13 protein-coding genes and 2 tRNA genes are annotated in these 12,984 nt (G+C 59.8%); 10 read left to right on the top strand and 5 right to left on the bottom strand.

What is annotated here, in order from left to right:
• Positions 1-257 precede the first annotated feature (257 nt).
• On the top strand, positions 258-1,298 hold the full coding sequence (locus tag N4A58_RS09350) for a site-specific integrase (protein ID WP_293709042.1): 1,041 nt from the start codon (positions 258-260) through the stop codon (positions 1,296-1,298).
• Between the two features lie 102 nt (positions 1,299-1,400).
• On the opposite strand, the gene N4A58_RS09345 is transcribed toward N4A58_RS09350, so the two are convergent.
• A tRNA-Ser gene (locus N4A58_RS09345) sits at positions 1,401-1,490 on the bottom strand.
• A gap of 209 nt (positions 1,491-1,699) precedes the next feature.
• On the opposite strand from N4A58_RS09345, the gene N4A58_RS09340 reads away from it, so the two are divergent.
• From N4A58_RS09340 to N4A58_RS09310, 7 genes are read left to right on the top strand one after another with little or no spacing between them, the layout of a single operon-like run.
• Positions 1,700-2,530 (top strand): SPOR domain-containing protein, encoded by an 831-nt coding sequence (locus N4A58_RS09340; protein ID WP_293709041.1) that lies wholly within the window; start codon positions 1,700-1,702, stop codon positions 2,528-2,530.
• Positions 2,531-2,552: 22 nt separating this feature from the next.
• Complete coding sequence (locus N4A58_RS09335) at positions 2,553-3,713, top strand: D-alanyl-D-alanine carboxypeptidase family protein (protein WP_293709040.1); 1,161 nt, start codon at positions 2,553-2,555, stop codon at positions 3,711-3,713.
• A complete protein-coding gene (tmk, locus tag N4A58_RS09330) occupies positions 3,713-4,351 on the top strand; it encodes a dTMP kinase (RefSeq protein WP_072706825.1) in 639 nt (212 codons plus the stop codon). The genes N4A58_RS09335 and tmk overlap by 1 nt, the downstream gene beginning before the upstream one ends.
• The gene (locus N4A58_RS09325) at positions 4,348-5,493 is read left to right on the top strand and encodes a DNA polymerase III subunit delta' (RefSeq protein WP_072706826.1); all 1,146 of its coding nucleotides are present in this window, start codon (positions 4,348-4,350) and stop codon (positions 5,491-5,493) included. Before tmk ends, N4A58_RS09325 begins: the two co-directional genes overlap by 4 nt.
• Complete coding sequence (locus N4A58_RS09320; RefSeq protein WP_072706827.1) at positions 5,490-6,296, top strand: TatD family hydrolase; 807 nt, start codon at positions 5,490-5,492, stop codon at positions 6,294-6,296. Before N4A58_RS09325 ends, N4A58_RS09320 begins: the two co-directional genes overlap by 4 nt.
• A complete protein-coding gene (locus N4A58_RS09315) occupies positions 6,297-7,094 on the top strand; it encodes an MBL fold metallo-hydrolase (protein ID WP_293709039.1) in 798 nt (265 codons plus the stop codon).
• Positions 7,095-8,024 carry an AEC family transporter gene (locus N4A58_RS09310; protein ID WP_072706829.1) on the top strand — a complete coding sequence of 310 codons (930 nt, stop codon included), beginning with the start codon at positions 7,095-7,097 and terminating at the stop codon, positions 8,022-8,024.
• Here N4A58_RS09310 and N4A58_RS09305 read toward each other — a convergent pair.
• Positions 8,021-8,404, bottom strand: coding sequence for a rhodanese-like domain-containing protein (locus tag N4A58_RS09305; RefSeq protein WP_293709038.1), 384 nt, complete (start codon positions 8,402-8,404; stop codon positions 8,021-8,023). The genes N4A58_RS09310 and N4A58_RS09305 overlap by 4 nt on opposite strands.
• Positions 8,405-8,551: 147 nt before the next feature.
• Here N4A58_RS09305 and N4A58_RS09300 point away from each other — a divergent pair, with 147 nt between their 5' ends.
• Entirely contained in the window at positions 8,552-9,379 is an 828-nt protein-coding gene (locus N4A58_RS09300) for a sulfite exporter TauE/SafE family protein (protein ID WP_293709037.1), read from the top strand.
• A gap of 3 nt (positions 9,380-9,382) precedes the next feature.
• Here N4A58_RS09300 and N4A58_RS09295 read toward each other — a convergent pair whose 3' ends face one another.
• From N4A58_RS09295 to N4A58_RS09285, 3 genes are all read right to left on the bottom strand, one after another.
• Positions 9,383-10,036, bottom strand: coding sequence for a GntR family transcriptional regulator (locus N4A58_RS09295; RefSeq protein WP_293709036.1), 654 nt, complete (start codon positions 10,034-10,036; stop codon positions 9,383-9,385).
• A gap of 141 nt (positions 10,037-10,177) precedes the next feature.
• A tRNA-Leu gene (locus N4A58_RS09290) sits at positions 10,178-10,264 on the bottom strand.
• 145 nt (positions 10,265-10,409) lie between these two features.
• Positions 10,410-12,050, bottom strand: a complete 1,641-nt coding sequence (locus N4A58_RS09285; protein WP_293709035.1) for a peptidoglycan-binding domain-containing protein — start codon at positions 12,048-12,050, stop codon at positions 10,410-10,412.
• Positions 12,051-12,264: 214 nt separating this feature from the next.
• Between N4A58_RS09285 and lipB the strand changes: the two genes are divergently transcribed.
• Positions 12,265-12,927 (top strand): lipoyl(octanoyl) transferase LipB, encoded by a 663-nt coding sequence (lipB, locus tag N4A58_RS09280; RefSeq protein WP_293709034.1) that lies wholly within the window; start codon positions 12,265-12,267, stop codon positions 12,925-12,927.
• Positions 12,928-12,984: the final 57 nt, after the last annotated feature.

The following is a 12,984-nucleotide window of genomic DNA, read 5'->3' as shown; positions in this document are numbered from 1 at the left end:
ATAGCCCCCCGTGTTTTTCCAGTTCCCGCCATATCGCAAGGCACCCCGAAATGCACCGCATCCAACAATGTCAGCGTGACCAATTGTGGGAGCGCCCCACGGGCGCGGGGGGGGGGAGGCCCAAACTTGGCAACCTTCGCACCGGAAATCCGTCGCGCCCCAGCGTGCGAAATATCCTCAACGCAAAACCGGGGTGCGGCCTTGACCGACACAAGCCCCCAACTCCCTCAAACATGAAAGGCTGAAAGGAGATCACCATGGCCAAACGACCGAACGAGAAGAACGAACGCCTAAAACGCCAGTTCATCGACTATCGCAAGTATGCGCGGCAACTGTCCGACAAATCGTTAGACCGGGAATTGGCGGCGCTCGAACGCTTCGATGTTTGGAACGGGCGCAAGGATTTCGCGCTGTTTCATATTCAATGGGCAATGGGTTTTCGAACGCATCTTGAGACGGCGAAGGGCGCGAACGGAAGACCTCTGAGCAAATCGACAATGCGCGCGATGCTGGCGACAATGCGCGAGTTCACGATCTGGCTGTCACAGCAGGACGGCTTTCGCAGCCGGATCAGAACGGCTGATGCCGACTACTTCAAGCTGTCGCGCCGTGACGAGGCCGAAGCCCGCGCCGCACCGCCACGCGCCGCGCCGGGGATCAAACAGGCCAAGCGCGCCTTGGCGTTGATGCCGGAGACAAGCCCGCGCGAAAAACGCGACAAGGCTATCTTTGCTCTACTTTGCCTGACGGGCGTGCGCGTAGGGGCATTGATCTCCCTGCGGATCAAACACGTCGATCTGGAGGAAAAATCTGTCACGCAAAACCCGCGCGAGGTGGCAACGAAGTTCGGCAAAAGCCTTCACACCTTTTTTTCCAAGGGCTTCCCCGAAGCCGAAGCCGCACTGACCGCGTGGATAGAGTATCTTGAAGACGAAGCACTGTTTGGCCCTGAAGATCCGCTCTTCCCGGCCACTGCGATTGCGCCTCAATCCAACACGGGTTTTGCAGCGGATGGCTTTGAGCGGCGAGCGTGGAAAACATCAGAACCGGTGCGCAAGATCGTTAACGGTGCCTTTGCGGCGGCCAAGCTCCCGGCCTTCGGCCCGCACGCCTTCCGACACATGCTGGCCCGCCACGGCGCGAAAACCAGCGAGTCGGTGGCGGAACTGGTGGCTTTGTCACAAAATCTTGGCCATACGGACGTTCTGACCACTCTGCGCAGCTATGGCCAAATCGACCGCGACACCCAACGCCGCCTAATCACGGGTGAGATGGGCGATGATGTGCTGGAGGATTGAGGGCAGGCAGTAGACGCGCGTCGCAAGTGTGGGAATGGATGTGGGAACAAACCCGAGGATTCCCCATTTATTATGAAAAAACAACACCTTAATTCAGGTATTTGGCGGAGGCTCAGGGATTCGAACCCTGGGGACGCTCTCACGCCCAACGGTTTTCAAGACCGCCGCAATCGACCACTCTGCCAAACCTCCGTGGTTCGGACGAGTTACAATGAAGCATTCGATTCGAAAAGACCTGTTACACCGCAACGTGTTGGTGAAATTCTGCCCAATATCAGCGCGACACTTCCCAAGGGGGGCAGGTTTCATTACAGTTACGCCTGCATTGCCTTGGAAAAACGGCAAGCTGGTAACAAATGGGGGCGGCGCAACAAGACGCCGCAGGCAGAGGGCAGTTCTGAATGGCTGGGATTTTGGTGACACGCACCTTGGTTGGGATCGCGGCGCTTTCGCTCGTGGCAGGTTGTATGGAGGGCATGAACCCTCTGGCCAAGAAAGAGGACAGCGCCGTTGCAGCGTCCGCAGGGCAAACCGCGACGCGCAGTGTTGAGCGCGATGTCGAAGCACCGGATGTATTTCAGGCCAGTGAAAAGGGCCTCTGGGACGGTCGCCCGTCGCTTGGCGGTGTGTGGGTCGCTCATCCTGATGTCAAGGAACCCGAGCGTGTGATCATCCGCAATGAAAGCAACGGCTCGTTCGTCATTGGCGCCCTGTTCCGCCGCGAACGCACCAACCCCGGCCCGCGCATCGAGGTGTCCTCTGACGCTGCCGAAGCGCTCGGAATGCTGGCTGGGGCGCCCGTGGACATCACTGTGACGGCCTTGCGCCGCGAAGAAGCGGCCGAGCCCGAAGCCGAGGCTGTCATCCTGCCTGCTGAGGAAATCGCAGAGGCGCCCGAGGTCGAGACCCAGTCGCTCGACCCTATTGAAGCAGCCGAAGCAGCGATCGATGCCCCCGCGCCAGAGCCCGTCGCGGCCCCTGCCCCGCAGACCAGCAACCTGTCGAAGCCTTATGTCCAGATCGGCATCTTCAGCATTCAAGCCAACGCCAATCGCACTGCCGAACAGATGCGCGACCTTGGCCTTAAGACCGAGGTTCTGTCCGCCACCATTAAGGACAAGCCCTACTGGCGCGTCATCGTCGGCCCTGCCATGTCGGCCAACGAGCGCGCCGAGACATTGACCAAAGTAAAAGCGGCCGGATTTACGGACGCCTATTCTGTAACAGACTGACCTCCGACCAGAGGAAATTGTAATGCGTAATCTGCTGATGATAGCAGCCCTCGTGGCTTCGACGGCCCTTCCGGCGTATGCGTTTGATACGCAAGCGCGGGCGGCCTATGTCTTTGACCAGACGACGGGGACGGTGCTTCTGGCCAAAAACGCCGACCAGCCCCTGCCCCCTGCGTCGATGTCGAAGCTGATGACGCTTTACATGACTTTCGAGGCGCTCGGTGACGGGCGTCTCACCCTGAACGAGCGCCTGCCTGTGTCTCAGCACGCCATGAGCTATGGCGGCTCGACCATGTTTCTGGACACCACAGACCGGATCGCGGTCGAGGATTTGATCCGCGGCGTGATCGTGCTGTCTGGCAACGACGCCTGCGCCGTTCTGGCCGAAGCCCTGTCGCCGGACGGAACTGAGGCTGGCTTTGCCCGCATGATGACCGAGCGGGGCAAGCAGATTGGCCTGACCAACTCGACCTTTGCGAACTCGAACGGTTGGCCCGCACCCGGTCACCGCATGAGCATGAAGGATCTGGTGGTGCTGTCCGATCGCCTGATGCAGGACTTCCCGCAGTATTACCCCCTGTTCGCGCAGAAGGAGTTCGCGTTCGATGGCCGCGCGCCGCAAAACACACGAAACCGCAACCCCTTGCTGCGTCTCAACATCGGGGCTGATGGCCTGAAAACCGGCCACACAGAAGAGGCGGGCTATGGTCTGGTCGGGTCGGCCAAACAGGGCGAACGCCGCGTGATCTTTGCCATGAGCGGTCTGGCCTCGCAGGCGCAGCGCGCCGAAGAGGCAGAGCGGATTGCTACATGGGCCTTCCGCCAGTTTGCCGAACGCCACATCACGGAGCCTGCGGCCCCTTTGGCCACAGCCAAGGTATGGATGGGCAACGAAACCAGCGTAAACCTCGTACCGCGTGAGGACGTGCTATTGCTGCTGCCTGTCCTCGCGGGCAATGAAATCCCTGCAGAAGTCATCTACGACAGCCCTGTCGAGGCACCGATCACCAAAGGCCAGCAACTGGCCGAACTGGTCCTGCACCCCGAAGGTCTGCCCGAACGCCGCCTGCCCTTGGTTGCGGATCGCAGTGTGGCCCGCGCTGGCTTTGCCGGCCGCGTTCGCACCGCCGCGCAGGTTCTGCTGCGCAAGTTAAATGAACAAGCCGAGGCTGCCGCAAACTGATGGCACAGACCGCTGCCCCGAAGGGGCTTTTCGTCACCTTCGAAGGCATTGACGGGTCGGGGAAATCCACTCAGGCCCGTCTCTTGGCCGAAGCTCTGCAGGCCGAAGGTCAGGAAGTCATCCTGACACGTGAACCCGGTGGCAGCGCGGGGGCCGAGGAAATCCGCGCACTTGTCCTGCAAGGCGACAAGGATCGCTGGAGCGCCGAGACAGAGCTGCTGCTCTTTACCGCCGCGCGCCGCGACCATCTGGAACGAGTCATCAATCCCGCGACGGAACGAGGCGCGACCGTGATCTGCGACCGTTTTGCCGACAGCACGCGCATGTATCAGGGCCTGAGCCGTGGCGATCTGCGTACCAAGGTCGACACCCTGCACGACCTGATGATCGGGCGTGAGCCCGACTTGACGATCCTAGTAGACATGCCGCCCGAAGTGGGCCTGAGCCGCGCGCTTGGTCGGCAAGGGGCCGAAGAGCGGTTTGAGAGCATGGGCGTTGAGCTCCAGCAGAAAATGCGTGACGGCTTTCTGGCGCTCGCTGCCGAGTTTCCCGACCGCTTCCGCGTGGTGAATGGCGATCAGCCGATCGAAGCCGTCCGCGCAGACATCCGCGCCCATTACGACGAGGCCCGTTCATGAGAGCGGTCGAAGTCCCCGAAAACGACCTGATCCCAGAGGCAGACCGCGTCGAAGGCGCCCCGCACCCGCGCGAAACCGAAACCCTGATCGGGCATTCCGAGGCAGAGCAAGCCTTTCTGGATGCCTTCAACAGCGGACGCCTACACCATGGTTGGCTGATCAGCGGCCCCCAAGGGGTTGGTAAAGCGACCTTTGCGTGGCAGATCGCCAAGTTCCTCCTGTCTCAACCGCTTGAGGATGACGGCGGGCTTTTCGGTGCGCCGCCCCCGCCCACGACGATGCGCGTCTCTCCCGAATATCCGGTCGCTCAGCAAGTCGTTGCCCTGTCTGAACCCGGCCTGTTCCTGTTGCGCCGTGGCTGGAATGACAAAACCAAGAAGCTCAAGTCCATGATCACCGTGGACGAGGTTCGCAAACTGCACGGGTTCTTTGGAATGTCCGCAGTGGATGGCCGCCGCCGTGTGGTCATCGTGGACGCCGCCGACGACATGAACGTTCAGGCCGCCAACGCGATCCTCAAAATGCTAGAGGAGCCCCCTGCCCGTACCACGATCCTCTTGGTCTCGCACCAGCCCTCGCGCTTGTTGCCGACCATCCGATCGCGCTGCCGCGAGTTGCGCCTGCGTCCGCTGGATGCGGGGAACATGACCGCGGCCCTGTCCCAAGCAGGCGCAGAACCCGAAGACGATGCCGCCGCGCTCGCAACCTTATCCGGAGGGTCAGTCGGCGGAGCAATGCGCTTGATCCGGCTGGACGGGCTGAAACTCTACGAACAACTGATCAGCCTGATGGACACGATGCCGCGCCTTGATCAGCCCCAAGCGATCAAGCTCGCTGACCATCTGGCCGCACGCGGCAATGACGCCAAATTAGAGCTGTTCGAAACCCTGCTGGATCTGGCGATCGCGCGGATGGCGCGCCAAGGCAGCCTTGGCGTCCCTGCCCCTATGCCCGCTACCGGCCATGAAACGCAGGTCTTCGCAAAGCTTGCGCCCGATGCGTGGGCAGCACGCAAATGGGCCGATCAGGCGCAAGACATCCTGGCACGTTTCCGTCACGGACGGGCGGTGAACCTTGACCCTTCCGCGCTCATCCTAGATACGCTGTTTCATATGAACAGAACGGCAGCGGGTGGAGCATGAGCGCGACAGCAGAAATCACCGACAGTCACTGCCATCTGGATTTCCCCGATTTCGACGGCGAATTGGATCAGATCGTCGAACGCGCCCTCGGCGCTGGGGTCACTCGGATGGTGTCGATTTGCACGAAACTCGAGAACGAGCCCCGCGTTCGCCAAATCGCTGAGACCTATGCGCAGGTATTCTATACCTTTGGCGTCCATCCCATGAGTGCGGCAGAACATCCCCCCATGACAGTGGACCAAATTCTGGAGCTGACAAAGCACCCGAAAATGGTGGGCATTGGCGAAACGGGTCTGGATTATTTCTACACCGCCGAAAGCGCGCAGGTGCAGCAAGAGAGCCTGCGCATCCACATCGCTGCGGCCCGTCAGAGCGGCCTGCCCCTGATCATCCACGCGCGCTCCGCAGACGAGGATATGGCGCGCATCCTGACCGAGGAATACAAGAACGGCGCCTATGACTGCGTGATGCACTGCTTCTCCAGTTCCGCAGAACTGGGACGTGCAGCGCTGGATTTGGGGTTCTACCTGTCCATGTCCGGCATCGCTGCCTTCCCCAAAAGCCAAGACCTGCGCGATATCTTTGCCGCCGCGCCCTTGGACCGCATTCTGGTCGAAACCGACAGCCCCTATCTGGCCCCGCCGCCCTATCGCGGCAAACGCAATGAGCCGTCCTATACCGTGCACACCGCGCAAAAGGGTGCCGAGGCTTTCGGCATCAGCTACGAAGAATTCGCGGCTGCCACCCAGGCCAACTTCGAGCGGCTGTTTTCCAAGGTCGTGGCCTATCAAGAGGCGGCGTAAATGGCCGAGCTGCGCTTTACCATTCTGGGCTGTGGATCGTCCGGCGGGGTGCCCCGCATTGGCGGGCACTGGGGCGAATGCGACCCCGATAACCCAAAGAACATCCGCCGTCGCTGCTCGCTCTTGGTCGAGCGGGAAACCGAAGACGGCATCACCCGTGTTCTGATCGACACAACGCCCGACATGCGGGCGCAGCTGATCGGAGCTGGTGCTGGGACCTTGGATGGCGTTGTCTACACACATGCCCATGCGGACCACGTCCACGGGCTCGACGACCTGCGCCAAGTGGTCTTTAACCTGGGGCATCAGCTGGACGTTTGGGCAGATGGCGACACCCAAGACAGCCTGCTCACGCGGTTCAGCTATGCGTTCGTGCAGCCAGAGGGCTCGCCTTATCCGTCGATCCTGAACATGCACACGATCAAAGGACCGGTGACGATCTCTGGCGCGGGCGGTGACGTGACGCTGACCCCCTTCAAAGTCGCCCATGGCAGCATCGACTCCCTCGGGTTCCGCATTAAGGACATTGCGTACCTCCCTGATGTTTCAGAGATTTACGCCGATGCATGGCCCGCACTAGAGGGCCTTGAATGCTGGATCGTAGATGCCCTACGCCGCAAGCCCCACCCAACCCACGCGCACCTCGACAAAGCGCTGGAGTGGATCGACAAAGCGAAACCGCGCACAGCCGTATTGACGAATATGCATATCGATCTTGATTACGCAGACGTTGAAGCGGAGACCCCGGACCATGTATCCCCTGCTTACGATGGTATGGTCCTAAGGTATCCAGGTTAAATGCAAATTCTGCTCGAAGTCATTGTCCCCGTTTTTATCGTCATTGGCTTCGGGTATCTGGTTACCTGGCGCAAGCTATTCTCGGACAGTGCTGTCGACGGTGTCATGCGCTTTGCCCAGAACTTTGCGGTGCCCTGCCTGCTGTTTCGCGGCATCTCCCAGCTGGACCTGAAGGCGAACTTTGATTTTAGCCTGCTGAGCAGTTTTTACGGTGGCGCTGTCGGCGGCTTTATCCTTGGCCTGCTTGTCGCGCGCTACGTGTTCAAACGTGACTGGGAGGACTCGGTCGCCATCGGGTTCTGCTGTCTGTTCTCAAACTCGCTGCTGCTGGGAATTCCGATCACTGAACGCGCCTATGGCGAGGCGGCTCTGACGAACAACTACGCGATCATCGCGATGCACTCGCCCTTTTGCTACGGGCTTGGGATCACCGCGATGGAGATCGCCCGCGCCCAAGGGGCTGGCCCCGCCGTCATCGCCCCCAAAGTCCTTAAGGCGATGTTCCGCAATCCGCTCATCCTAGGCATAAGCACGGGTCTGGTGGTAAATCTGACCGGATTGACCCTGCCGACACCGCTGAATGATGCGATCGACATGATGATCCGCTCGGCCATTCCCGTCGCGCTCTTTGGCCTTGGTGGTGTGCTCTACCGCTACCGCCCCGAAGGTGACCTCAAGACGATTGCTTTTGTCTGCTTTGTCTCGCTTGTGGTGCACCCATCGATCTCGTGGACCCTTGGCCACATGCAGAACCTGAACGTCGATCAGACGCGGTCGCTGATCCTGACCGCGTCCATGGCGCCGGGCGTGAATGCCTACCTGTTTGCCAACATGTATGGACGGGCGCGGCGTGTAGCCGCCTCGGCTGTATTGCTGGCGACCGCAGGCTCTATCATCACCGTTTGGGGATGGCTTTCGATACTGCCCTAATCGCGGGTTTCCGTTGGCAATTCGGCTTTGCACCACGCGCCAAAACCCCCTTCCATCGACGCGCAGCGCAGTCCCATGCGCTGTGCGACCTGCGCAGCCAAAAGCGAGCGCCATCCAGAGGCGCAGTAAAAAACAAAAGTCTTATCCTCTGCAAAATACGGCTTGTGATAGGGGCTATCCGGATCAATCCAAAACTCCAGCATACCCCGCGGCGCGTGCCGCGCACCCGCGACCAAGCCGTCGCGCTCTAGCTCTCGGACATCGCGAATATCGACAAACACAGTCTCGGGGTCATCGCGTAGCGCATTCGCCTCCTCGACTGTGATTGACCGCACATCCGCGCGGGCCTCTTCCATCAGATCCTTGATTCCGACAGCCATAATCTGCTCCTCCATTCCTCTTTCCCTATAGAGGTAAAGCAGCGCTGCCCGACGCGCGAACAAAACTTCGCTACGTCAGTGCCATTTATTGTATACAATAAATTGAAATAATCCTATCTTCGTATTCAAAACTAGCCAGAGGCCCCAATGGACACGCTCTCCTCACTCGACATGATCTTTCTGCTTGGCGGTGTCATCGCTACAGCGATCATAGCGGGCATTATGGCCGGCCTGCTTGGGGTTGGCGGAGGCATCGTTCTCGTTCCGGTGCTGTTCTGGATTTTGTCCGTGACCGATTTCCCGCCGGACCTCTCAATGCATATGGCCGTCGCGACCTCTCTTGCGACCATTATCTTTACCTCAATCTCTTCGGCGCGAGCTCATCACAAGCGCGGCGCGGTGGACAAGTACCTGCTTCGCAAGTGGGCTCCCGGCATAGTGCTCGGTGCGCTCAGCGGCGGATTGGCAGCCAAATACATCAATGGCGATGGATTGCGCGTGATCTTTGGGGCAATCGCCCTGCTCGTTGCGATCAACATGGCGACACCAAAAACACTTGTGATCTCGGATAGATTGCCGGGCTCCGCCGCCCTGAATGGGGCCTTTTCCTATGTCACAGGGTTCTTCTCAGCGCTGATGGGAATTGGGGGTGGCACGTTGTCGGTGCCCCTGCTCGTCGCCTATTCGGTCGAAGTGCGCCGCGCAGTTGGGACGGCGTCATCCTTTGGTATCTTGATTGCGGTGCCTGCGGTCATCGGTTTCATCACAGCAGGCTGGAGCGTACCGGACCGCCCACCGCTGTCGCTCGGCTATGTGAACCTGCCCGCTGCGGCGATTATCCTACCCTTTACCGTGGGTTTCGCGCCGGTCGGCGTCAAAATCGCGCACACCGTTGACCCCAAATGGATCAAGCGGGCGTTTGCCGTGTTCCTCGGGATCACGGCGGTGCGAATGTTGATGTCGGTGGTGGGCTAAGCCCTAGCGCATCTGACCTAGGACTTGCTGCGCCGCACTCATCAAATGACGGCGCAGGGCCCGTTCCGCTCCAGCGGGGTCGTTGTCTACGATAGACGTGACAATGTCCTGATGCTCTGCCGAAGACTTTTCCATGCGCGCAGCCGATTTAAGTTGGGTCCGGCGAAACGGTGCCAGCTTCAGCCGCAGGGTGTCCGCCAATTCGGCGATGTCCGCGTTGTGGGCACCATCATAGATCATGGCGTGGAAACGGGTATTGGCAGCCTCATAGTCATTGTAGGCCTCTTTCTCCGCCATAATCTGCATCTCATCGTGCAAAACCTGCAAAGCACCGCGTTCGCCGATAGTCATTCGCTGCGCCGAGAACCGACCGCAGAGCGCCTCGACTTCGGCCATCGCTTCGAACATCTGCTCAATTCGCTCGGGTGTGATATCCAGCACAACAACCCCACGATACGGAACGCGCTCGACCAAAGAGCGCGCCGCCAACAGGTGCAACGCCTCTCGCACAGGGGTGCGCGACACATCAAACCGCTCAGCGAGCCCCTGCTCGTCGAGCTTGGTTCCACCAGTGATCTGGCCCGTAATGATTTCCGCTTCGAGCGTTGCGGCGATCGACGCCGCACGCAGGGGCGGCTGTCCGGAGGTATCTTGCATAAAAGCACCTTGGCATCGGCTGGGCATTTATTGCTTTTAGACCAATTCACTAGACGGCGAAACGCAAAATGCCGTTCCGCTGACGCGACGGGAGCAAACATGCTATTGTAGAGATGCCTGACATCACCCTTGCGATGTCGATGGTGCGGTCGAGAAGACTCGAACTTCCACGGGAGTTACCCCACAGCGACCTCAACGCTGCGCGTCTACCAATTCCGCCACGACCGCACTGTCTTGACTTGGTGCGCGGTTCTTAGCGAGTCGCGCTGCAGATGAAAAGCGGATTTTTCACCCTTTTCCATATTTTTTCGAGTGACGCGCGACTGGTGTTTCCAACCGTCGCGCGCCGTGGGGGTATGGGGCGAAACGGCCCTTATTGCGACGCTGCTCCGGCGGCTGCGCCGAAATCCATTAGGTTCAGTTTGGGTTTTGCAGCCCCCGTCATTTTGTGCGAGGCAGCTACGACCAATGTCTGCCCCTCTGCGTCTTCGGGCGCGCGCAGCGGCTCCGCGCTGGCCTTCTGCGTGGCTTCGAAAGCATTGTCATACCAAGCCACGGCCAAATCAGGACGCATAGTGCCTCCTACTCCGGTCGCCAGATGATGCCCGACCATCTCTTCATAAGCGCCGAGATTCACTGCCGATAATGCCAAGGCCGACGCAATCGCTGTGGGCATGGTGTCAGTCCGATAGCCAACGCCAAGGCAGATCTGCGCAGTCCCCGCGATCTGCTCTGCAGGCATACCAAGCTCTTGGAGCACCGCCGTGGTCGCTGCCAACGCCTGATCGCGCTCGCCCGCTGCTGCGGCTGCAATCGCTGGCGACAGGTGCTCTGCAAAGCCCGCGCACTGCTCTGCAATTTGCTGTGGTGTGAAGCCTTCGATCTTGGAGAGCAGCGTTTCACTGCGGTCGATGGTGATGTCCCGCAACATGCAAAACTGCTCGCCGATGGCTTGGGCGGGACTGGTCATCGCGGCTGCGGTCTCGGGGCCACCCGCTTTTGCCGTATTCACTGCGATTTTGGAACAGAACGGCGCGGCGCTGACCGAGACGGCAGTCTCTGCGGGCTTGAAGAAATTCGGAACCATTGGCCCATTGGCCGAGGCCATCTCGGTTTTTGGCAGAGCCTCTTCCGGTTCCACAGGGGCCACCGGCGCGGTGCCAATGGCCTGCGGGGCAAGGTCATTCAGGGTGCAATTCCCCTGTTGGCAAGAGAAGGCCGCTGGGATGATCTGCTCGCGGCTCGTGACTTGGAAGTCATTCTGCTGGAAGCCCGTCGGTGTCGATGCAAACACCCGCGCGATACAGCTTTGGGCGCTGCACCAGAATTGCGAACCGCTTTTTGAGGTGTCGATCAGATAGTCGGTTTTCCCGTCCATATTCATGTCGGCCAATTGGATGAAGCCCGCGCGCTGCATCAACGCGGTGCCCTCGACCCCAGAATTGCGGGCGATCTCGTCCACGGCTTGCGCGACCTCCGGCGGCAGGCCTCCGTAGTTGCCAGACATCTGCGTCGTGCCCCCAACGCCGAGCGCCTCTTCCTTTTGCTTCATCAGAAGCCCGCGCATGCCCATGGGGTGGGTCGAGACGGTTTGAGTGACATACTGCCCGCCCATCATGGCCCGCTGGTACGCGGTCACCAGAATGTTCCGCTCGATGTCATTGAGCGTGCCATCCACGGGAAAAGACAAAAGCGCCTGATATTGTGAGATAGCAGAGCGGGATTTGGACCCAAGCACACCATCGGCAGTCCCTGCAGGAAAGCCGAAGTGGTTGAGGGCGCGCTGAACCTCTCGGTTAGATTCCCGCTGGGCCGAGGACACGCCGCTCGAGCGCGGCTGAACGTAGGTCTTGGTCGTTGTGCGCTGCTTTGACGCCGCGCTGTTCGCGATTGCCCCCAAGGCACCGCCGATCACCAACCCTTTGAGCAAATCATTATCAGCGAGCGCATTCGTGGCAAGCGATAGGGAAAGGACACCGGCGATCACACCGGTCGGAAGGGAGTATTTTGCCATATCTGGCCCTCCGTCAGAGCCAGCGCCCAATCACGACAAACAACGAGCCAAAAGGAATCACAGCGATGCGGCGCAAGCGGTTAAATTCAATCGGGTATTCAAGTCAGGTCTTCAAAATAGTCAGTAAACTATGCCTCGAATCGCGCTTGTGACCTAGTAAGGAAGGCCTTACACCCCTTAAAAAATTGGTCGATCACCAAATCGGGGGCGCAAAATGGTCGAGTGGATCATCTCAGAGGGGCTGACAGATTACCGAGAGGCCGAAGCCTTTATGGAGTCGCGCGCTGCCCAGATCGCCGCGGGCGAAGCGGACGAGGCGATCTGGCTGGTCGAGCACCCGCCCCTTTACACTGCGGGCACCTCGGCCAAAACCGAGGATCTGACCGACCCCAACCGCTTTCCCGTTTATCCCACCAAGCGTGGCGGCCAGTACACTTATCACGGGCCGGGCCAGCGCGTCGCCTATGTCATGCTGAATGTCGGCAAACGTGGCCACGATGTGCGCGCATTTGTCAAAGATTTAGAAGAATGGGTGATCGCCACGCTTGACCAGTTCAATGTCAAAGGCGAAATCCGCGAGGGGCGCGTCGGTGTCTGGGTGACGCGGGACGACAAGCCCTTGACCGCGACAGGAGCAAAGCCCGAGGACAAGATCGCCGCGATTGGTATTCGTCTGCGCAAGTGGGTCAGCTTCCACGGAATTTCGATCAACGTCGAGCCGGACCTGAGCCATTTTGGCGGCATCGTGCCCTGCGGCATTCGCGAGCACGGGGTGACCAGTCTGGTCGACCTGGGACTTCCTGTCACAATGGATGATCTGGACGTCGCCCTACAACGTACATTCGAAGACCGATTTCCCCCACTGGAAAGCAACTAAGCGAAAGGTCGCATTTGCTTTCCATTATTGGAGTGGCACTTCTGGGGGGAAGTGTGC

Origin of the sequence: Donghicola sp., from assembly GCF_025210255.1 — a bacterium.
Classification (GTDB): domain Bacteria; phylum Pseudomonadota; class Alphaproteobacteria; order Rhodobacterales; family Rhodobacteraceae; genus Donghicola; species Donghicola eburneus.
The sequence above is the reverse complement of the archived record's forward strand: the minus strand, read 5'-3'. Positions and strand labels throughout refer to the sequence as shown.